Source organism: Piscinibacter sp. HJYY11 (assembly GCF_016735515.1).
In the GTDB taxonomy this organism is placed as follows: Bacteria; Pseudomonadota; Gammaproteobacteria; order Burkholderiales; family Burkholderiaceae_C; genus Rhizobacter.
In genome coordinates, this window is record NZ_JAERQZ010000001.1 from 4,807,708 (window position 1) to 4,826,804 (window position 19,097).

Annotated in this window: 15 protein-coding genes; 9 read left to right on the plus strand and 6 right to left on the minus strand. The window is 68.6% G+C overall.

Annotated elements, in window-relative coordinates; all coding sequences use genetic code 11:
* Positions 1-186: 186 nt before the first annotated feature.
* Positions 187-999, minus strand: a complete 813-nt coding sequence (locus tag JI745_RS22550) for a YdcF family protein (protein WP_201812052.1) — start codon at positions 997-999, stop codon at positions 187-189.
* 224 nt (positions 1,000-1,223) lie between these two features.
* On the opposite strand from JI745_RS22550, the gene JI745_RS22555 reads away from it, so the two are divergent.
* The 6 genes from JI745_RS22555 to JI745_RS22580 all read left to right on the plus strand — a co-directional run bounded on the left by JI745_RS22555 (position 1,224) and on the right by JI745_RS22580 (position 11,241).
* Entirely contained in the window at positions 1,224-3,257 is a 2,034-nt protein-coding gene (locus tag JI745_RS22555; RefSeq protein ID WP_201812053.1) for a TonB-dependent receptor, read from the plus strand.
* A 51-nt stretch (positions 3,258-3,308) separates the two neighbouring features.
* On the plus strand, positions 3,309-3,848 hold the full coding sequence (gene msrA, locus JI745_RS22560) for a peptide-methionine (S)-S-oxide reductase MsrA (protein WP_201812054.1): 540 nt from the start codon (positions 3,309-3,311) through the stop codon (positions 3,846-3,848).
* A gap of 138 nt (positions 3,849-3,986) precedes the next feature.
* Entirely contained in the window at positions 3,987-6,635 is a 2,649-nt protein-coding gene (locus tag JI745_RS22565) for a PAS domain-containing hybrid sensor histidine kinase/response regulator (protein ID WP_201812055.1), read from the plus strand.
* A 359-nt stretch (positions 6,636-6,994) separates the two neighbouring features.
* On the plus strand, positions 6,995-9,505 hold the full coding sequence (gene nirB, locus JI745_RS22570) for a nitrite reductase large subunit NirB (RefSeq protein WP_201812056.1): 2,511 nt from the start codon (positions 6,995-6,997) through the stop codon (positions 9,503-9,505).
* A 19-nt stretch (positions 9,506-9,524) separates the two neighbouring features.
* The gene (gene nirD / locus JI745_RS22575) at positions 9,525-9,866 is read left to right on the plus strand and encodes a nitrite reductase small subunit NirD (protein WP_201812057.1); all 342 of its coding nucleotides are present in this window, start codon (positions 9,525-9,527) and stop codon (positions 9,864-9,866) included.
* A 34-nt stretch (positions 9,867-9,900) separates the two neighbouring features.
* A complete protein-coding gene (locus JI745_RS22580; protein ID WP_201812058.1) occupies positions 9,901-11,241 on the plus strand; it encodes a nitrate- and nitrite sensing domain-containing protein in 1,341 nt (446 codons plus the stop codon).
* On the opposite strand, the gene pdxH is transcribed toward JI745_RS22580, so the two are convergent.
* Positions 11,238-11,879, minus strand: coding sequence for a pyridoxamine 5'-phosphate oxidase (gene pdxH, locus JI745_RS22585; RefSeq protein WP_201812059.1), 642 nt, complete (start codon positions 11,877-11,879; stop codon positions 11,238-11,240). The two genes, JI745_RS22580 and pdxH, sit on opposite strands and share 4 nt — an antisense overlap.
* A gap of 74 nt (positions 11,880-11,953) precedes the next feature.
* On the opposite strand from pdxH, the gene JI745_RS22590 reads away from it, so the two are divergent.
* The 3 genes from JI745_RS22590 to JI745_RS22600 all read left to right on the plus strand — a co-directional run bounded on the left by JI745_RS22590 (position 11,954) and on the right by JI745_RS22600 (position 15,437).
* Positions 11,954-12,421, plus strand: coding sequence for a (2Fe-2S)-binding protein (locus JI745_RS22590; protein WP_201812060.1), 468 nt, complete (start codon positions 11,954-11,956; stop codon positions 12,419-12,421).
* Positions 12,422-12,437: 16 nt separating this feature from the next.
* A complete protein-coding gene (locus JI745_RS22595) occupies positions 12,438-14,648 on the plus strand; it encodes a xanthine dehydrogenase family protein molybdopterin-binding subunit (RefSeq protein ID WP_201812061.1) in 2,211 nt (736 codons plus the stop codon).
* Between the two features lie 150 nt (positions 14,649-14,798).
* Positions 14,799-15,437, plus strand: coding sequence for an NTP transferase domain-containing protein (locus tag JI745_RS22600; protein ID WP_201812062.1), 639 nt, complete (start codon positions 14,799-14,801; stop codon positions 15,435-15,437).
* On the opposite strand, the gene JI745_RS22605 is transcribed toward JI745_RS22600, so the two are convergent.
* The 4 genes from JI745_RS22605 to JI745_RS22620 are packed head-to-tail and all read right to left on the minus strand — an operon-like array spanning position 15,426 to position 19,093.
* A complete protein-coding gene (locus JI745_RS22605; RefSeq protein WP_201812063.1) occupies positions 15,426-16,040 on the minus strand; it encodes a gamma-glutamylcyclotransferase in 615 nt (204 codons plus the stop codon). The genes JI745_RS22600 and JI745_RS22605 overlap by 12 nt on opposite strands.
* A 26-nt stretch (positions 16,041-16,066) precedes the next feature.
* Positions 16,067-17,110: a LacI family DNA-binding transcriptional regulator gene (locus tag JI745_RS22610; protein WP_201812064.1), complete on the minus strand. Its 1,044-nt coding sequence runs from the start codon at positions 17,108-17,110 to the stop codon at positions 16,067-16,069.
* Between the two features lie 33 nt (positions 17,111-17,143).
* Positions 17,144-18,217, minus strand: a complete 1,074-nt coding sequence (locus JI745_RS22615; protein ID WP_201812065.1) for an ABC transporter ATP-binding protein — start codon at positions 18,215-18,217, stop codon at positions 17,144-17,146.
* 9 nt (positions 18,218-18,226) lie between these two features.
* The gene (locus JI745_RS22620) at positions 18,227-19,093 is read right to left on the minus strand and encodes a carbohydrate ABC transporter permease (protein WP_236675098.1); all 867 of its coding nucleotides are present in this window, start codon (positions 19,091-19,093) and stop codon (positions 18,227-18,229) included.
* Positions 19,094-19,097 lie beyond the last annotated feature (4 nt).

Sequence of the window (19,097 nt, forward strand, 5' to 3'; positions counted from 1 at the left end):
GGCGCTGATCCGGGCCGTCATCTAGCTTTAGGAGGCCTGCATGCAGGCTTCCTCACTGGCGCAGTCACTGCGCTACAGGAGCCCTGGACCTACTTCCTCCAGAGCCCCGACCGATGGCGTCAGCCATCCGTCCCCCTTCCGCCGCGAGGTTGGAAGGGGGTTTCGCTTTTGGGCGCGAACCGGCGATCAGGCGCGCACCAGCAAGGCCAGCAGTTCGCGCAGCACCTGGGTGACCTTCTGGTAACCCGTCGGTGTGGGGATCCACTCCAGCACCGGGCGCATCGTGCGCTGCGCCAGGCCCATGGGCGCTGGCTCGATCCTGATCGACCCCGCCGCGGCCTGCTCGAACACCTTCTGCGCACGCGGCATGTGCCAGCCGTGGGTCACGAGCACGACGCGGGTGATGCCATCGCGCTTGAGCAGCTGCAGCGTATGACCGGCGCTCTCACGGGTGTCGCGCGAGCGGTCTTCCAGCCATTTGAGCGGCTGGCCGAATTCCTTGGCGGCGATCCGCGACGCGATTTCGGCTTCGGGCTTGGCGTCGGACGATTGGTCCCAGCCCACCCCACCGCTGAAGGCCACTGGCGCACCAGTTTCACGGCTCAACCACAGCCCATATCGCAGGCGCTCGAGCGACCAAGGTGCCAAGTTGGAAATTCCGTACTCCGGCGCCAGCGGCTCGGCCCCGCCGCCGAGCACGACGATGGCCACCGGCTGCTTGGCCTTCACCGCGGCCTTCAGCTCAGCGATGGCATCGGTGCTGTACGCACTGGGCGGCTTCAGCGCAAGCTGGGTCAGCACCTGGGCGCTGCCGGCGCAGGCGCTCAGCCACAGGCCGGCCAGGCTAAGGAGGATGACGAACCAGCCCAGCCCGCGGCGCGGCAGGATCAGCCGTGCGCCGATCAGCAGCAACAGGAAGAAGGGCACCGGCGGCAGCACGAGCGCCGAGACCACGGGTTTCCAGGATTCGATGCCGAGCAGCGTCAGCAGGCCGTTCATGCCGTTCTCTTTCTTGATGGAAGTTGGCGGGCTCCCTCGGCCCGGGGCGGAATTTTGCCGGGGGTGCATGACCCGCCCACCGGTGTTTGCGCCGACATGGCGCACGATCGGTGACAAATTTCTCGCTTGCCCGGGGTTCACGGTGTGGGGCCGGCGTGAAACAGTCGCCCGCTTTGCAACCCACGATTGCCTTTCCCATGCGACCTGCCGTTCTATGGGCTGCAATGCCCGCACTGGCCTTTGTCGGCCCGGTGCAGGCTCAAGCCACAGGCCCTGCGCTCGACCCGGTGGTCATCACGACCCAGCGCCTGCGCGAAAGTGCGTTCGACTCGCCCGCCGCGATCAGCGCGGTCACCCGCGAGGTCATCGAGAGCGCCGGCCCGCAGGTCAACCTGTCGGAAGTGCTCAACCGCGTGCCGGGCATCGTCGCGCTCAACCGGCAGAACTACGCGCAAGACCTGCAGATCTCGATCCGCGGCTTCGGCACCCGTTCGACCTTCGGCGTGCGCGGCGTTCGCCTCATCGTCGATGGCATCCCCGCCACCATGCCCGACGGGCAGGGCCAGGCGTCCAACGTGTCGCTCGCGTCGGCCGGCCGCATCGAAGTGCTGCGCGGCCCGATGGCGCAGCTGTACGGCAACTCAGCGGGCGGGGTGGTACAGGTCTTCACCGGGCCCGACGCCGAGCAGCCCACGCTCACGCTGAGCGGCGCGGCCGGCCCCTACGAGCAGCGCAAGTTCGGCTTGAAATACAGCACCACCACCGCCGAGGGCGACGGCATCACGCTCGACGCGTCGCGCTACGACACTGACGGCTACCGCGAGCACAGCGCCGCGCGCCGAGGCCAGTTCAATGCACGGTGGCAACGCGAGCTCAGCCGCGACACCCACGTGAGCGTGGTCCTCAATGCGCTCGACCAGCCCGACACGCAAGACCCGCTCGGCCTCACCCGCGCGCAGTGGGAGGCCAACCCGCGCTCGGTGGCCGCCCCGGCGCTCGCGCAAGACACCCGCAAGACCGTCCGACAGAACCAGCTCGGCAGCGTCGTCGAACACCGCTTCAGCGAGGCCACGCTCTTCACCGGCCGCGTCTACTTCGGCGAGCGCAAGCTCTTCAATGCCCTCGGCATCCCGCCAGCAGCGCAGGCACCGGCCACCCACAGCGGCGGCATCGTGCGCTTCGAGCGTGGCTACAGCGGCCTGGCAGCGCAGCTGTCGCACCGCATCACGCTCGGTGAAGGCCGCGCGCTGCGCATCAATGGCGGGGTCGAATACGACCGCATGCGCGAGAACCGCCAGGGCCACCTCAACACCGGTGGCGTCGAAGGCGAGCTCAAGCGCGACGAGCGCAACGTGGTCGACAACCGCGATGCCTACTTGCAGGCGAGCTGGGACCTGCACCGGGACTGGACGCTCACCGGCGGCGCCCGCAGCATCGACGTCCGCTTCCGCACGCGCGACTACTTCATCGCCGCCGGCAACCCCGACGACAGCGGCAGCGTGGGCTTCAGCGGCGTGAACCCCGTGCTCGGCCTGGCCTGGCATGCGACCAAGACGCTCAACGTCTACTTCAATGCCGGCCGCGGCTACGAGACGCCCACCTTCACCGAGCTGGCCTATCGCAACGTCGGCTCGGGGCTCAACACCGACCTGCGAGCGTCCAGCAGCCGCCACCTGGAGCTCGGCGCCAAATGGAAGGTCGATGGCCTGCAGCGACTCGACGCCGCGCTCTACGACATCGACACCAAAGACGAGATCGTGGTCGACACCAACACCGGCGGCCGCTCCACCTTCCGCAACGCCGGCCCCACCGAGCGCCGCGGCCTCGAGCTCACGCACGTCGTGCAGTTCACCGACAGCCTGCGCAGCACCTTGAGCCTCAACCTCCTTCGCGCCCGCTTCGCCGACGGCCGCCGCCTGCCCGGCACGCCCGAGCGCAGCGCCTTCGCCGAGCTGGCCTGGGCGCCCAAGGCCGCCTGGGGCGGCTTCCACAGTGGCATCGAAGCCGTGCACACCGGCTCGCTGATGGTCAACGACAACAACACCGACGCCGCCCCCGCCGTGACGCTGCTCAACCTGCGCGCCGGCTTCTCGCAAACGCTCGACGGCTGGCGCTTCACCCAACTCGTGCGCCTGGACAACGCCACCGACCGCCGCTATGCCGGCTCGGTGATCGTCAACGAAGCCAATGGCCGCTTTTTCGAGCCTGCGCTCCCGCGCAACTGGCTGCTGGCGGTCACGGCAAGCCATGCTTTCTGACAAGTCGTGGCCGGCTTGTCAGAATCGACGCTCATTTCCGACGGAGCCGGCATGAGCATCAACACCATCACTTTGGGCGGCGGCTGCTTCTGGTGCATCGAAGCGGTCTATGAGCGTGTACGCGGCGTGACGGCCGTCGAATCGGGCTATTCCAACGGCCACGTGGTCGAGCCGAGCTACGAGCAGGTCTGCACCGGCAACACCGGGCACAACGAGGTCGTGCGCGTGAGCTTCGACACCGAGCAGATCAGCCTGCGCGAAGTGCTCGAGATCTTCTTCGTGGTGCACGACCCGACCTCGCTCAACCGCCAAGGCAACGACGTGGGCACCCAGTACCGCTCGGGCATCTACTTCACATCGCCCGAGCAGGAGCAGGTGGCGCGCGAGGTGATCGCCGAGATGACGGCCAGCGGCACCTACCGCTCGCCCATCGTGACCGAGGTGCTGCCGCTCGCGAACTACTCGCGCGCCGAGGACTACCACCAGCATTACTTTGCCCAGCACCCCAACCAGGGCTACTGCGCCTTCGTCGTCGCGCCCAAGGTCGAGAAATTCCGCAAGACGTTTGCAAGCCGGGTGAAGGCTGCATAGCGCCACGGGCGTGTGCGCGATTTGGCACAGGCCACCCCGCTCCCCAGTGGTTCTCCTGTGAAGTTTGTCGAGCCGGGGCCATAGACTGCGGACACTGTCTGTTACCGGCCGGCCACCCACACGGCCGCCGCACTCGGCATGGATGGCATCGATCAACTGTGGTGGCGAGCGCCCGGCCCGGCCCTGAGGCTTGCCGCAGTGCAGCAGCCGCGTGAGCGCCATTCGGCCGGCGACTGGCAGGTCAACCCCGCCGCCACCGCGTGGGCCAAGGCGTGCGGTCTCCAGGCCGACCGGTGGGCCTCGCTGGCCACCACCTTGCGCGAGCAGCTCGACGCTGGCCAGACCGAAGGCCGCACCCTGCTCACGCCAGCCGGCATCGAGCTCGGCTGGACCGCCGTGCCGCTGGCCAGTGGCTGGCTCGTGTGGCTCGACGTGTCGGCCGAGATCGCCGACCGCCTGCGCACGAGCGAAGCCACCGCCGCGCTGTGGGTGCGCGCGGTCGACCTGGCCGCCGTGGCCCTGTGGCGGCTGGACCTCCTCAACCAGCGTGTCTACTTCAGCGACTGGGGCTACACCATGCTCGGGCTCGACCCGGTGCGCGACCGGCTCACCGTCGAACAGCTGCGCGAGCTGATCCACCCCGACGACCGCGCGGCCGTGGTGGCGGCCGCCGAAGAAGCGGTGCTCACCCGCGGGGTGGTCGACGTCGAAGCGCGTTACCGGCACCGCAGCGGCCAGTACCGCAACCTCTACACCCGCCGCGTGGCCGAGTACGACGCGCAGGGCACGCCCATCGGCCTCTCCGGCGTGACGATCGACATGACCGAGCAGATCGCCGAGCGCGAGCGTGCCCAGGCCTATGCCGAGCGAATCGACCGCGTGACGAATGCCGCCGGCGTGGGCATCTGGAGCGTCGACATCGACACCCGCAAGATCGAGTGGAACGAGCAGATGTACCGGCTCTACGGCATCCCGCGCGAGCAGGCGCCGCCGCCCAACGAGGTCTGGCTCAACCAGCTCGTGCACCCGGACGACCGCGAGATCGCGCGCCATCACCGGCCGGTCACCGGCACCGGGCCGCAAGGCCTGCATGCCGAGTTCCGCATCGTGCGGCCCAACGGGGCGGTGCGCTGGGTGGCCTCGTGGTCGCGGCGCGAGGTGCTGGGCGGCCGCGACCTGGCCTTCGGCGTCAACCTCGACATCACCAACCTGCAGCGCACCCAGGCCGAGCTGCGCCAGACGCAGGAGCGCGCGCGCTTGGCCACCGAGTCGGCCGGCATCGGCACCTGGGAACGCGACCTGCGCACCGGCCGCGCCAAGTGGGACGCGCAGATGTACCGCCTGCGCGGCCTGCCCGTCGGCCCCGAGACCCCGCCCGACGACATGCGCTACGCGGCCTATCACCCGGAGGACCTGGAGAACATCAACCGCAACAAGGCGCGGGCGGGCCAGGATGGCGACAGCTACGAGAACGAGTTCCGCGTGGTCTTCCCCGATGGCTCGATCCGCTGGCTGGCCACGCGCGGCCTGGTGAAACGCGACGCGCATGGCGACCCCGAGAAGATGCTCGGCGTCACCTGGGACATCACCGAGCGCCGCCGTGCCGAGCAGGCCCTGCGCGAGAAGGCGGCGGCGGTGCAGGCGAGCGCGGCCAAGAGCCAGTTCCTCGCCCGCATGAGCCACGAGCTGCGCACCCCGCTCAATGCGGTGCTCGGCTTTGCGCAGCTGATGGGCAACGACCTTGCAGATCGCCTGAGCCACCAGCAGCGCCAGCGCGTGGACCGCATCCACTCGGCCGGCCTGCACCTGCTTGCGCTGATCGACGACGTGCTCGACCTGGCCACGATCGAGTCCGACGCCTTGCCACTGACCTACGAGACGGTGTCGTTGCAGGCCTCGCTCGACGACGTGCTGCAGTGGACGCAGCTGCAGGCCTCGCAGGCCGCAGTGCAGATCCACGCGCAGGCCGTGCGCGGCTGGGTGCGGGCCGACCCGCGGCGCGTGCGGCAGATCCTGTCCAACCTCATCAGCAACGCGATCAAGTACAACAGGCCGCAGGGCCAGGTGTGGATCGCGTGCCAGGCCACCACCCACCGCGACCAGGCGGCCTGGACGCTCTCGGTGCGCGACACCGGCCGCGGCCTCTCGGCCGAGCAGTGCCAGCAGCTCTTCCAGCCCTTCAACCGGCTCGGCGCCGAGCGCGGCACCATCCCCGGCACCGGCATCGGCCTGGCGATCGTGCACCACCTCGTGCGCCTGATGGGCGGCGATCTCACCGTGACCAGCGAGCCTGGCCGAGGCAGCGAATTCCGCGTCACGCTGCCGGCCGAGCGCCCGCCCGAGCCGGTCGAGCGCGAGCCGCACACCACCTTCCACGCCGACCTGGGCGACGACCCAGCCAGCAGCGCGCGGCTCAACGTGCTCTACATCGAAGACAACCCGGTCAACGTGGTGCTGGTGCAGGAGCTCGTGGCCCTGCGGCCCGACGTAAGCCTGAGCGTGGCGGTCGACGGCCTCTCAGGCGTGACGCGTGCCGTGGCCGAGTTGCCGCACGTGGTGCTGGTCGACATGCAGCTGCCCGACATCGACGGTTTCGAGGTGCTGCGCCGCCTGAAGGCCGAGCCCATGCTGTCCGACGCGACCATCGTGGCCCTTTCGGCCAACGCGATGCCCGAAGACGTGAACCGTGCAAAGCAGGCGGGCTTCGACGACTACTGGACCAAGCCGATCGACTTCCACGCCTTCCTGCGCAACCTCACGAGTCTGGCGCAGGTGCATCTGGTGTGATGGCCCGCGCCCCTTGCCGGGCCGGCTCGCACCAAAAGCGTTCGAGTGCGCGCCGTGACGGCGCGTCCTCTGCCGCACCGAATGCGTGCGGGCGTGGGCTGGCCCTGGTAGGAAGCAGCCGCCGCCAGTGGGCACAGACCTTGCGACTACTCACCCGTCCGCGGTGACGGTGCCGCGGTTCATGAGCCTCCGCTGATGACGGCGGAATCCTGACCCAGGTGTCGCCCTGCGCGCGCCCAGGTGAGGTTCCATCCCATTTCGTTCACCCCTTCAGTCCGGCAACGGACGTTCCCCGGGGTGGGCCGAGGCGCAGTGTCACTGCACAGCTCCCTGGCCCCTCCGCCTGTGCAGGATCAGACATGAAGATCATCGTTGTCGGCCACGGTATGGTGGGCCACAAGTTCCTCGAAAGCCTGGCCGAGACCTCGCTCGCCGGCGCCGACGTCACCGTCCTGTGCGAGGAGCCTCGCGCGGCCTACGACCGGGTGCACCTCTCCGAATTCTTCAGCGGCAAGTCGGCCGAAGAGCTCTCGCTGGTCGAGCCGGGCTTCTTCGAGCGCACCCGCTTCAACCTGAAGCTGAAAGCCCGCGCCGTCGCCATCGAGCGCCGCGACCGCACCGTGACCACCGCCGACGGCGAAGTGCTGAGCTACGACAAGCTCGTGCTCGCCACCGGCTCCAATGCCTTCGTGCCGCCGGTACCCGGCCGCGACCGCCCGCATTGCTTCGTCTACCGCACCATCGAGGACCTGGAGGCGATGAAGGCCTCGGGCGCCAAGTCGAAGACCGGCGTGGTGGTCGGTGGCGGCCTGCTGGGCCTGGAGTGCGCCAAGGCGCTGCGCGACATGGGCCTGGAGACGCACGTCGTCGAGTTCGCGCCGCGCCTGATGGCGGTGCAGGTCGACGAGGGCGGCGGCAAGGTGCTCCGCTCGAAGATCGAAGACCTCGGCGTGAAGGTGCACACCGGCCGCAACACCACCGAGATCGTCGATGGCGCGACCGCGCGCCACCGCATGGTGTTCGCCGACGGCACCTGGCTGGAAACCGACATGATCGTGTTCTCGGCCGGCATCCGCCCGCGCGACGAGCTGGCCCGACAGTGCGTGCTGGCGGTCGGCCCGCGCGGTGGCGTGGTGATCGACAGCAATTGCCGCACGAGCGACCACGACGTCTACGCCATCGGCGAATGCGCCTCGTGGAACGAGCAGACCTTCGGCCTCGTCGCCCCCGGCTACGACATGGCCCGCGTGACCGCACGCCACCTCGCGGGCGAGACCGATGCCCAGTTCGTCGGCGCCGACATGAGCACCAAGCTCAAGCTGATGGGCGTCGACGTGGCCAGCATCGGCGACGCGCACGGCCGCACGCCACATTGCCGCAACTACCAGTACATCGACGAGCGCAAGCAGGTCTACAAGAAGATCGTCGTCAGCGAAGACGGCAAGCAGCTGCTCGGCGCGGTGCTCGTCGGCAACGCCGACGAATACGGCACGCTGTTGCAGATGGCGCTCAACGGCATCACGCTGCCGGCGGAGCCCGAGTTCCTCATCCTCCCGTCGAGCGACGGCAAGGCCAAGCCGGGCCTGGGTGTCGATGCGCTGCCCGACAGCGCGCAGATCTGCTCGTGCAACAACGTCACCAAGGGCCAGATCAACGCCGCGGTGGGTGAGGGCCACTGCACCGTCGCCGAGCTGAAGGCCTGCACCAAGGCCGGAGCCACCTGCGGCGGCTGCGTGCCGCTCGTCACGCAGGTGATGAAGGTCGAGATGGCCAGGCGCGGCATGGCCGTCAACAACCACCTCTGCGAACACTTCGCCTACTCGCGCCAGGAGCTGTACCACCTGGTCCGCGTGGGCGAAATCAAGAGCTTCGCCGACCTGCTGCACAAGCACGGCAAGGGCCTGGGTTGCGACATCTGCAAGCCCGCGGCCGCGAGCATCTTCGCCTCGTGCTGGAACGAGTTCGTGCTGAAGAAGGAGCTGGCCGGCCTGCAGGACAGCAACGACTACTTCCTCGGCAACATCCAGAAGGACGGCACCTACTCGGTGGTGCCGCGCATGCCGGGCGGAGAGGTCACGCCCGACGGGCTGATCGCCGTCGGCCAGGTCGCGAAGAAGTACGGCCTCTACACCAAGGTGACGGGCGGTGCGCGGGTCGACATGTTCGGCGCCCGCCTGGAGCAGCTGCCGCTCATCTGGGAAGAGCTCATCGCCGCCGGCTTCGAGTCGGGCCATGCGTACGGGAAGTCGCTGCGCACGGTGAAGAGCTGCGTGGGCAGCACCTGGTGCCGCTACGGCGTGGACGACAGCGTGGGCCTCGCGGTCGAGCTGGAGAACCGCTACAAGGGCCTGCGGGCGCCGCACAAGATCAAGTTCGGTGTCTCGGGCTGCACCCGTGAGTGCGCCGAAGCCCAGGGCAAGGACGTGGGCGTGATCGCCACCGAAAAGGGCTGGAACCTCTATGTCTGCGGCAACGGCGGCATGAAGCCACGCCACGCCGAGCTGATCGCGAGCGATCTCTCCAAGGCCGACCTGATCAAGCTGATCGACCGCTTCCTGATGTTCTACGTGCGCACGGCCGACCGCCTGCAGCGCACCAGCACCTGGCGCGAGAACCTGGAAGGAGGCCTCGACTACCTGAAGGGCGTGCTGATCAATGACACGCTGGGCATCGCCGCCGAGCTGGAAACGCAGATGCAATCGGTGGTCGACACCTACCAGTGCGAGTGGAAGACGGCCGTCAACGACGCCGAGACCCGCAAGCGCTTCCGCTCCTTCGTCAACAGCGACAAGCCCGACGAGCGCGTGGTCTTCGTGCAGGAGCGCGGGCAGATCCGACCGGCGCGCCCCGAAGAGAAGGCGACGGCCTGAACCCGATCGAGAGCATTCCATGAGCACCGATACCCTGACCTGGACCGACATCTGCGCGGCCGACGACATCCTCCCCAACACCGGCGTGTGCGCGCTGGTCGAGGGCCGCCACGTGGCCGTGTTCCGCGTGGGCGGCGAGCAGTACTACGCGATCGACAACGTCGACCCGAAATCGGGCGCGAGCGTGCTGTCGCGCGGGTTGGTCGGCAACCTGGGCGACCACATCGTGGTGGCCTCGCCGCTCTACAAGAACCACTTCGACCTGCGCACCGGCGCTTGCCTGGAGCTGCCCGAGCATTCGGTGAAGGCGCATGCGGTGCAGCTCGACGGCGGTCGGGTGCGGGTGGCGCTGAACGCCTGAGCCAACGAGCTCGCGCGGGGAGACAATCGCCGGCATGACCCCGCCGGCCGCCCCCGACGCCCCATCGCTCCCGAGCTCAGCTCCGGCGCTGGTGCCGCGGCTCGTGCTCCAGGCCAAGCGGCTGGAGATCGAGGCCGTGCGCCACCTGGCCACCCGCGCCGAGCTGGTCGACGTGACCGGCCAGCTCATGCATGCGCTGCAGCGCGAGCGTGGCGCCACCAGCATCTACCTCGCCTCGCAAGGCAAGCGCTTCGCCGACGTGCGGCGTGCCGCGGTCGACGAGGTGCGGCCCATCGAGGCGCGGTTGCGCAGCCTCTTCGAGGCCCAACTCGACCCGGCCCAGGGCGCCACCGCGCGCATGCTGTCGCTGATGGCCTGGGCGCTGGTGGGGCTCGATGCGATGCACGAGCTGCGCAGTCAGATCGAGCGCCAGGCGCTGAGCGCGCACGACTCGGTGGCTGCCTTCAGCCGGCTCATCGCCGGGCTCATCGAACTCGTCTTCCATGTGGCCGATGCGACGCTGCTGCCGCGCATCTCGCGCCAGCTCGTGGCCTTCTTGCACCTGATGCAGGCCCAGGAAGCCGCGGGGCAGGAGCGGGCCGTGGGCGCATTGCTCTTTGCGTCTGGCACCTGCAGCGAAGCGCACCAGCAGCGCATCATCCAGCTCATCGAGGTGCAGGAGCGCAACCTCCAGGTCTTCACCGAATTCGCCGGCGAGGCGTTGCGCGTGCGCTGGGAGCAGCAGCAGGTGCAGCCCGGCGTGGCCAAGCTGGAGCGGCTGCGCCGCACGCTGTGCACCGCCAAGCCCGAGGGAGCGCTCGACAGCAATGCGAGCGACACCTGGTTCGACGTGAGCAGCGAGCGCATCACCGAGCTGTGGCACCTGCAGGTCGAGGTGGTCACGCAACTCCGCGACGAATGTGCCGAGCAGATCCGCGCGGCCGAGCAGGACCTGTCGGATTCCGAAGCGCTGTTGCGCCACCTGCGCGACCACCCGCCGCCGCACACGCACGCGGTGGAGCGCTACTTCGACATCGGCACCCGGCCCGAGGCCGCGCCCGAGCTGGTGAGCACTGGCAAGGGCGCAGAGTCGACCTCGCTGCTGGAGCTGCTGCAGGCCCAGAGCGACCGCCTGCAGCACATGGAGACCGAGCTCGAGACCACCCGCCGCACGCTCAACGAGCGCAAGGTGATCGAGCGCGCCAAGGGTGTGCTGATGGCGCGCCTGGGGCTCAACGAAGAAGAGGCCTTCCGCGCGCTGCAGAAGACCTCGATGGACCACAACCGCCGGCTTGTCGACGTGGCCGAAGCCACGCTGTCGTTGCCGAGCTTCGCGTTTGCGAACCTGCCGGCTGCAAGCGAGAAAAAGATCTAGGGCGCGAGTCGCTCGCGCACCCAGCTGTCGCCCTCGAGGCGATAGCGCAGCCGGTCGTGCAGCCGCGACTTGCGGCCTTGCCAGAACTCCCAGGTGTCGGGCACCAGCCGGTAGCCACCCCAGTGCGGTGGCCGCGGGGGCGAGAGGGCATAACGCGCGGCCGCCTTGGCCGCGTTGGCCACCAGCACCGCGCGCGACGAGATCACCTGGCTCTGCGGCGAGGCCCAGGCGCCCAGCCGGTTGTCGAGCGGGCGCGAGTTGAAGTACGCGTCGGACTCTTCGGCGCTCGTCTTCTCGACCCGGCCTTCGATGCGCACCACGCGCTCGAGCTCGACCCAGTGGAATTGCAGGGCGGCCTGCGGGTGCGAGGCCAGTTCCTGGCCCTTGCGGCTCTCGTAGTTGGTGTACCAGACGATGCCGCGTGCGTCGAAGCCCTTGATGAGCACGATGCGCGTCGACGGCCGGCCGCCATCGCCCACGGTCGCGAGCGTCATCGCATTGGGCTCGGGCACCTGCGCGTCGAGCGCCTGCTGGAACCACAGGCCGAACTGCTCGAGCGGGTCCTGGCGAGAGGCCTCTTCGTCGAGCTCGGCGCGCTCGTAGCTCTTGCGAAGATCGGCAATGTTTTGCGTGCTCATGCGGTCGAGTATAGAAACACAGGATTCGCAAAGCGGTATACCCTCCGCCTTCACTTTTTTCGGAAGCTCTTGCAATGCCATCGATGAACGTCAACGGCAAGACGGTCCACGTCGACGCCGATCCTTCCACCCCCGTGCTCTGGGCGCTGCGCGACAACCTGCAGCTCACCGGCACCAAGTTCGGCTGCGGCGCGGCGCTCTGTGGCGCCTGCACCGTGCACATCGACGGCCAGCCCACGCGCAGCTGCGTGACGCCGATCTCGGCGGTGGAGAAGCAGAAGATCACCACCATCGAAGCGATGACCGACGACAAGGTCGGCCGCGCAGTGCAAGCCGCGTGGGTGAAGCACGATGTGGCGCAGTGCGGCTACTGCCAGAGCGGCCAGATCATGAGCGCCATCGGCCTGCTCAAGAGCAAACGCCGCCCGAGCGACGCCGACATCGACGCCGCCATGGCTGGCAACGTCTGCCGCTGCGGCACCTATGCGCGCATCCGCGCCGCGATCAAGGACGCGGCGCTGTCGCTGGCCTCCGTGGCATGAAGGGGGAGGCACGACGATGAAATACGACCAACTCATGTCGCGCGCCGGTGAGCAGCAGGCCGCAGCCGCCGGCCGCCGGCACTTCCTGAAGCTCGGCGCGAGCGCCGGCTTTGCGCTGGGCCTCTTTGCGGTGCACGACAGCACCGGCGCGCAGCAGGCCGCCGCGCCCGCGGGCCTGAAGCCGGGCCAGCAACCTTCGGCCTTCGTGCGCATCGACACCGACGGCACCGTGACCGTGCTCGTCAACCGGCTCGACTTCGGCCAGGGCGTGATCACCAGCCTGCCCATGCTCGTGGCCGAGGAGATGGATGCCGACTGGTCCAAGGTGCAGGGCGAGCTGGCACCGGCTGGCGATGCCTACAAGGACCCGGGCTTCGGCATCCAGATGACCGGCGGCTCCAACTCCGTGCGCAGCTCGTGGCAGCAATACCGCGAGCTCGGCGCACGCACCCGCGCGATGCTCGTGGCGGCGGCAGCCCAGCGCTTCGGCGTGGCGCCCACGGCCTGCCGCGTGTCGAACGGCGTGGTGACGGGCGGTGGCAAGCGGGCCACCTTCGGCGAGCTCGCCGCCGATGCGATGAAGCAGCCGGTGCCGCAGACCGTCGCACTCAAGAACGCGAAGGACTTCAAGCTGATCGGCAAGCCCACCGTGCGCCTCGATGCGCGGGCCAAGGCGACCGGCCAGCAGAAGTTCGGCATCGACGCGCACGTGGCCGGCGTGAAGACCGTGCTCTTCCTGCGCCCGCCGGTGTTCGGCGGCAAGGTGGCGAGCTTCGATGCGAGCAAGGCGCGCGCGGTGAAGGGCGTGGTCGAAGTGCTGGAGGTGCAGCTCGACCGCGGCGCGAGCGGCCTCGCGGTGATCGCTGACGGCTACTGGCCCGCCAAGATGGGTCGCGATGCACTGCAGGTGGCGTGGAACACCGCCGACGTCGAGAAGGTCGACTCCGAGAAACAGCTCGCGCAGTACAAGGAACTGGCCGCACGCCCCGGCCTCAAGGTGCGCGAGGCCGATCTCTCCCGGCTTGCCTCGGCGCCCAGGAAGATCAGCGCCGTGTACAGCTTCCCGTACCTTGCGCATGCACCGATGGAGCCCCTGAACTGCCTGATCGATTTCGACGGGCGCAGCTGCAAGATCACCGCCGGCTCGCAGTTCCAGACCGTCGACCAGGGCGCAGTGGCGGCGGTGCTGAAGCTCAAGCCGCAGGACGTGCAGCTCGTCACCGCGATGGCCGGTGGCGGCTTCGGCCGGCGCGCAGTGCCGAGCTCCGACTACCTGGTCGAAGCCGCCCGCGTGGCCGACGCCTGGCGGCTCAACGGCAACTCGGGCCCGCTCAAGATCGTGTGGAGCCGCGAGGACGACATCAAGGGCGGCTACTACCGCCCCGCGCATGTGCACCGCGCCGAGATCGGCTTCGACGAGAAGGGCCAGGTGCTGGGCTGGGACCACACCATCGTCGGCCAGTCCATCCTGATGGGCACGCCCTTCGAAGCCTTCATGGTGAAGAACGGCGTCGACGGGGTGATGACCGAAGGCGTGGCCGACACGCCGTACCAGGTGCCGCTCTCGCTGCAGGTCCATCACCCCAAGGCCAACGTGCCCGTTCTGTGGTGGCGTTCTGTGGGGCATACCCACACCGCCTTCGTGATGGAGACACTCGTCGACGAGATCGCGCGCAGCACCGGCCAGGACCCGGTGGCCTATCGCCGTCAGCTGCTGGGCGACAAGCACAAGCACCACCGTGCGGCGCTCGATCTCGCGGTCGAGAAGTCGGGCTACGGCCGCAGGAAGCTGCCGAAAGGCCAGGCGTTCGGCGTGGCAGTACACGAGTCCTTCGGCTCGGTGGTGGCGTATGTGGTCGAGGCCTCGGTGCGCGAGGGGCAACCGGTGCTGCACCGGGTGACCGCCGGCGTGGCCTGCGGTACCGCGGTGAACCCGTTGTCGGTCGAAGCCCAGGTGCAGGGTGCGGCCTTGATGGCGCTGGGCACCACGTTGCCCGGCGCCGCCATCACGCTGAAGGACGGCGTGGTGCAGCAGAGCAACTTCGGCGACTACACCGTCGCGCGCATGCCGCAGATGCCGGCCGTCGCGGTGCACATCGTGCCGAGTGTCGAAGCCCCCACGGGCATGGGCGAGCCGGGCCTGCCGCCTTTGGCACCCGCGTTCGCCAACGCGCTCGCGCGCATCACCGGCAAACCCTTGCGATCGCTGCCGTTTGATCTCGCATGATGCTTGTACGAAACCGCTGACTGCTTACTCAAAAAGCCTTACGGGGAAGGCCTTAAGTGAAGCCCCCACTATCGTTTGCAGGGCCGAAATCCGATTCTTGATGTCAGGCGGCCCCGCAGTGGAGCCGTCAACATTGGGGAGTAAGGCCGAATGAAGTCACGGCCGGCAGTGGTGGTGTTGGCAGCGGGCCGTGGCTCGCGCTTCAGCGGGCTGCATCACAAGCTGGTGCAGACGCTGGGCGCGTCGACGGTGTTGGCCACCACGATCTCCAACGCGCTGGCGACGCACTTGCCGGTGCTGGTCGTCACCACCGAGCCGCTGGCCGAGTTCGTCGGCCGCCACGTCGCCACGCGCGACATGGTGGTGCTGCCACCGGTCGGGTCGCCCGCGTCACAGGCACTCGGCATGGGCTATTCCATCGCCGCAGGCGTGGCCGCACGGTCCGACGCCTCGGGGTGGCTCATCCTCCCGGCCGACATGCCGATGATCCAGACCGCCACGCTGACCCAGGTGGCGGACGAACTGGACGGCAATGCGATTGCGTACGCGCAGCATCGTGGCCTGCGCGGCCACCCGGTGGCGTTTTCTGCGGAGCTGTATTCGGAGCTGGTGATGCTCACTGGCGACGAGGGCGCACGGCGCCTGCTCGCGCGCTACCCGGCACACGGGGTGGAGGTCGACGACCCGGGTGTGCTGCTCGACGTCGACACCGAAGACGATCTCGACCGCGTGCGCATCGCGCAGCGCGAGATGCAATTCACACTTCAGAGAAGCGCGCTAGGCGAGTGAATGCTGGCGCGCAAGCGCCACGATGCGCTCGATCGCGCGGTCTCGGATGCCGTGCGCTCGCAGGGCCTGCGCTGTCTCCAGCACATAGGCGAGCGTGGTGCCGTACCGGCCGCTCGCGTGCCTCAGCACCTTCACCAGATGCGCGTCGTCCATCGGGCCGGTGTAGTTGGGGCTCCGACGGCTGAGCGTGAAGCCGAGGGCCGTCACCGGGCCGCTGGCGGTCTGGCAGGCCAGCCAGCGCGGGTCGTAGACGCTGTTGGGCATCTCGCGGGCCCACAGGCGCGGCAGCTCGTCTTCCACCCGGTCGCGCGCAATGCGGTAGACCATGCCGCGGCAGGAGCCGCCGCCCACCAGCGCGAAGACGAGGCCCGGCCGTTCGGGCGTGCCCCGGTTGATGCGCGACTGCATCTCGAGCGCGCGGTGCCAGCCGTGCACGCGCGCCTGCCGTTGTTCGATCGATTCGAACTCGGGCCGCCAGATCAGCGAGGCATAGCCGAAGACCCACAGGTCGCCGCGCCCGCCCCAGGTCGCACGCACCTGGGCGAGCAGGTACGCCGGTTCGCGTTCCGGCGAGAGAGGTTGCAGGGGCGGGGCAAGGCTCATGGCTGGAGCCCCAACTCTAGCGTGCGCTAACGGCTGCCCCTGACACGTGGGGCCGATCGTGGGGGTGCGGCCACCAGAGAGTCGCGCATCACGAGCGCCGGGGCGAAGTCGCGCGACACCGGCAGGCTCATGCCGTAGCACTGGTTCATCAGCAGCCGGCACGCGTTGAGCCCCATGTCGCCGATGGGGATGTGCAGCGTGGTGAGGCGCGGGTAGACGTAGGCCGAGAGGTCTTCGTCGTCGTAGCCCACCACCGACACCTGCGACGGCACGGCGATGCCGGCACGCTGCAGCTGCGTCATCGCGGCGATGCCCATCAGGTCGTTGGCGCAGAAGAGGGCGCTGAACCTTGCGCCTTGTGCAAGCAGCTCGTCGGTGGCTCGTGCGCCGCCGGCGGGGGTGAAGTCGGCCGTGGCCACGGGCACGCTGTCGCGCGTGATCCCGGCCTGCGCCAGCGCGTCGAAGAGACCCTGGATCCGCTGGCGGTTGTCGGCCGCATCGCTCAAGCCCGAGATCACGGCGATCTCGCGGTGCCCGTGGGCGAGCAGCGCTTCGCCCACCAGGCGGCCGGCGTGCCGGTGGTCGACCGTGAAGCACTGGGCCTTCATGCCCTTGATGTCGCGGTTGACGACGGCGATCTTCGGCTCGCGCTGGCGCAGCGTGGCCAGGTCGGCCTCGCGCAGGGCGTTGCTGGTGACGATGATGCCGTCGCACTCGCGGCCGATGAGGAAGGCCACGCCGTCGAGCGCCTGCTCGCGTGCATCGCCATGGCCCGCACCGTTGGCGGCGACCATGTGGCGGTCGTGCGCGCGCAGCTCGTTGTCGATCGCATGCAGCATCGGGCCGTAGAAGGGGCCCTTGAAGCTCGGCACGTAGACGCCGATGGTGCCGGTGCTCTGCAACGACAGCGCACGCGCTGTGTTGGAGGGGCGGAAGCCGAGCTGCGCCGCGGCGGTGTGGACGCGCTGCGCCGCGTCTTCCGAAAACGGGCCCTTGCCCGAGATCACGCGCGATGCGGTGGCCACGCCCACGCCGGCGAGCCGCGCCACGTCCCTGATCGTTGTTGCCATCGGCGAATGATAGGGGTGGGTCGGGGCGAGACCTCAGAGACGGCGTTCGGTGGCCGGGTCGAAGAGCGACACACACGAGGCTTGCGGTCGCCAGGCCACACGCTCGCCGAGCGCCGGCTCTTCGCCCACGGCCACGCTGACCGAGATCGACTGCTCGCCGGCTTTCAGCCACACGACCTGGTGCGCGCCCATTGGCTCGACCAGCGTGACCTCGGCTTGCGAATCGCCGGTGCGGAGATCGATGTGCTCGTGGCGCACGCCCAGCACGACCGGCGTGCCCGGCAGCGGCACGTCGAGGAAGCGGTAGTCGGGCAGTGCGAGCGTGAGCTGCGGCGACACGAAGACCAGCACGCCGTCATCACGCCGCTGCAGCTCGCCGTGGAGAAAGTTCATGCTCGGCGAGCCCAGGAAGCCGGCGACGAACATCGTCTGCGGTTCGGCATAGACACGTGCCGGCGTGTCGATCTGCTGGATGCGGCCGTCGCGCATCACGGCCACGCGGCTGGCGAGCGTCATCGCCTCCACCTGGTCGTGCGTCACGTAGATCATGGTCGAGCCCAGGTCGCGGTGCAGTTGCTTGAGTTCCCGCCGCAGCTCGGTGCGCAGCTTGGCGTCAAGGTTGGACAGCGGCTCGTCGAAGAGGAAGACCTTGGCCTCGCGCACCAGCGCGCGCCCGATCGCCACTCGCTGCCGCTGGCCGCCCGAGAGCTGCGCCGGCTTGCGCTTGAGCAGTGGGGTCAGTTGCAGCATGCCGGCCGCACGCGCCACACGCTTTTCGAGTTCGGCCTTCGCCATTCCGGCGATGCGCAGCCCGAAGCTCATGTTGCGCTCCACGTTCATCGTCGGGTACAGCGCATACGACTGGAACACCATGCCGATGTGCCGGTCCTTCGGGTCGGCCCAGGTCACGTCCTGCCCGCCGATGACGATGCGGCCATCCTCGGCGTCGATCAGCCCGGCGATCGAGTGCAGCAGCGTCGACTTGCCGCAGCCCGAAGGCCCGAGCAGCACCAGGAACTCACCTTCTTCCACCTGCAGGTTCATGTCCTGCAGGATGGAGATGGCGCCCATGCGGATGTGGAGGTTCTCGACCGAGACACTGGACATGATTTCTGTTCAACCCTTGACGGCGCCAGCCGCGATGCCGCGCACGAACCAGCGGCCGGAGACGAGGTAGACGAGCAGCGGCACCAGCGAGGTGAGCATGGTGGCCGCCATGTTGACGTTGTAGAGCCGCTCGCCGGTGGTGGTGTTGATGACGTTGTTGAGCTGCACCGTCATCGGCAGATGCTCGCGGCCGGCGAACACGAGGCCGAGGATGAAATCGTTCCAGATGGCGGTCACCTGCATGATGGTTGCCACCACGATGATGGGCAGCGACATCGGCAGCATGAGCTGGATGAAGATGCGCCAGAAGCCGCCGCCGTCGATGCGCGCCGCCTTGAAGAGCTCGGCGGGCACGCTCGCGTAGTAGTTGCGGAACAGCAGCGTCATCACCGGCATGCCGAAAAGCGTATGGATGAGCACGATGCCCGGCAGCGTGCCGAAGATCGACATCGCGGCGAACGCACGCACCAGCGGGAACATGATCACCTGGTAGGGCACGAAGGCACCGAGCAGCAGGAGGCCGAAGAGCCACTCCACCCCACGTGGCCGCCAGAACGAGAGCGCATAGCCGTTGAGCGCACCCACGAGGATCGACAGCACGGTGCTCGGGATCACGATCGCGAGCGAATTGAAGAAGCCGCCGCGGATGCCCTCGCACTGCAGCCCGGTGCACACCGAGAACCAGGCGGTGGCCCAGGGCTCGAGCGTCACCTTCACCGGCAGCGCGAAGAGGTTGCCCAGGCGGATCTCCTCCATCGGCTTGAAGGAGGTGACCAGCATCACGTACAGCGGCAACAGGAAGAAGGCTGCGGCGACGAGGAGGAATGCGTAGAGGCCGAAGCGACCGGGCGTGAAGGCAGAACGGCGGGCGTGCATGACG

What these genes read in the sequence shown, in the direction of transcription:
- JI745_RS22550 (WP_201812052.1), bottom strand. Translation starts at nt 999, where the DNA reads ATGAACGGCCTGCTGACGCTGCTCGGCATCGAATCCTGGAAACCCGTG.
- JI745_RS22555 (WP_201812053.1), top strand. Translation starts at nt 1,224, where the DNA reads ATGCCCGCACTGGCCTTTGTCGGCCCGGTGCAGGCTCAAGCCACAGGC.
- msrA (WP_201812054.1), top strand. Translation starts at nt 3,309, where the DNA reads ATGAGCATCAACACCATCACTTTGGGCGGCGGCTGCTTCTGGTGCATC.
- JI745_RS22565 (WP_201812055.1), top strand. Translation starts at nt 3,987, where the DNA reads ATGGATGGCATCGATCAACTGTGGTGGCGAGCGCCCGGCCCGGCCCTG.
- nirB (WP_201812056.1), top strand. Translation starts at nt 6,995, where the DNA reads ATGAAGATCATCGTTGTCGGCCACGGTATGGTGGGCCACAAGTTCCTC.
- nirD (WP_201812057.1), top strand. Translation starts at nt 9,525, where the DNA reads ATGAGCACCGATACCCTGACCTGGACCGACATCTGCGCGGCCGACGAC.
- JI745_RS22580 (WP_201812058.1), top strand. Translation starts at nt 9,901, where the DNA reads ATGACCCCGCCGGCCGCCCCCGACGCCCCATCGCTCCCGAGCTCAGCT.
- pdxH (WP_201812059.1), bottom strand. Translation starts at nt 11,879, where the DNA reads ATGAGCACGCAAAACATTGCCGATCTTCGCAAGAGCTACGAGCGCGCC.
- JI745_RS22590 (WP_201812060.1), top strand. Translation starts at nt 11,954, where the DNA reads ATGCCATCGATGAACGTCAACGGCAAGACGGTCCACGTCGACGCCGAT.
- JI745_RS22595 (WP_201812061.1), top strand. Translation starts at nt 12,438, where the DNA reads ATGAAATACGACCAACTCATGTCGCGCGCCGGTGAGCAGCAGGCCGCA.
- JI745_RS22600 (WP_201812062.1), top strand. Translation starts at nt 14,799, where the DNA reads ATGAAGTCACGGCCGGCAGTGGTGGTGTTGGCAGCGGGCCGTGGCTCG.
- JI745_RS22605 (WP_201812063.1), bottom strand. Translation starts at nt 16,040, where the DNA reads ATGAGCCTTGCCCCGCCCCTGCAACCTCTCTCGCCGGAACGCGAACCG.
- JI745_RS22610 (WP_201812064.1), bottom strand. Translation starts at nt 17,110, where the DNA reads ATGGCAACAACGATCAGGGACGTGGCGCGGCTCGCCGGCGTGGGCGTG.
- JI745_RS22615 (WP_201812065.1), bottom strand. Translation starts at nt 18,217, where the DNA reads ATGTCCAGTGTCTCGGTCGAGAACCTCCACATCCGCATGGGCGCCATC.
- JI745_RS22620 (WP_236675098.1), bottom strand. Translation starts at nt 19,093, where the DNA reads ATGCACGCCCGCCGTTCTGCCTTCACGCCCGGTCGCTTCGGCCTCTAC.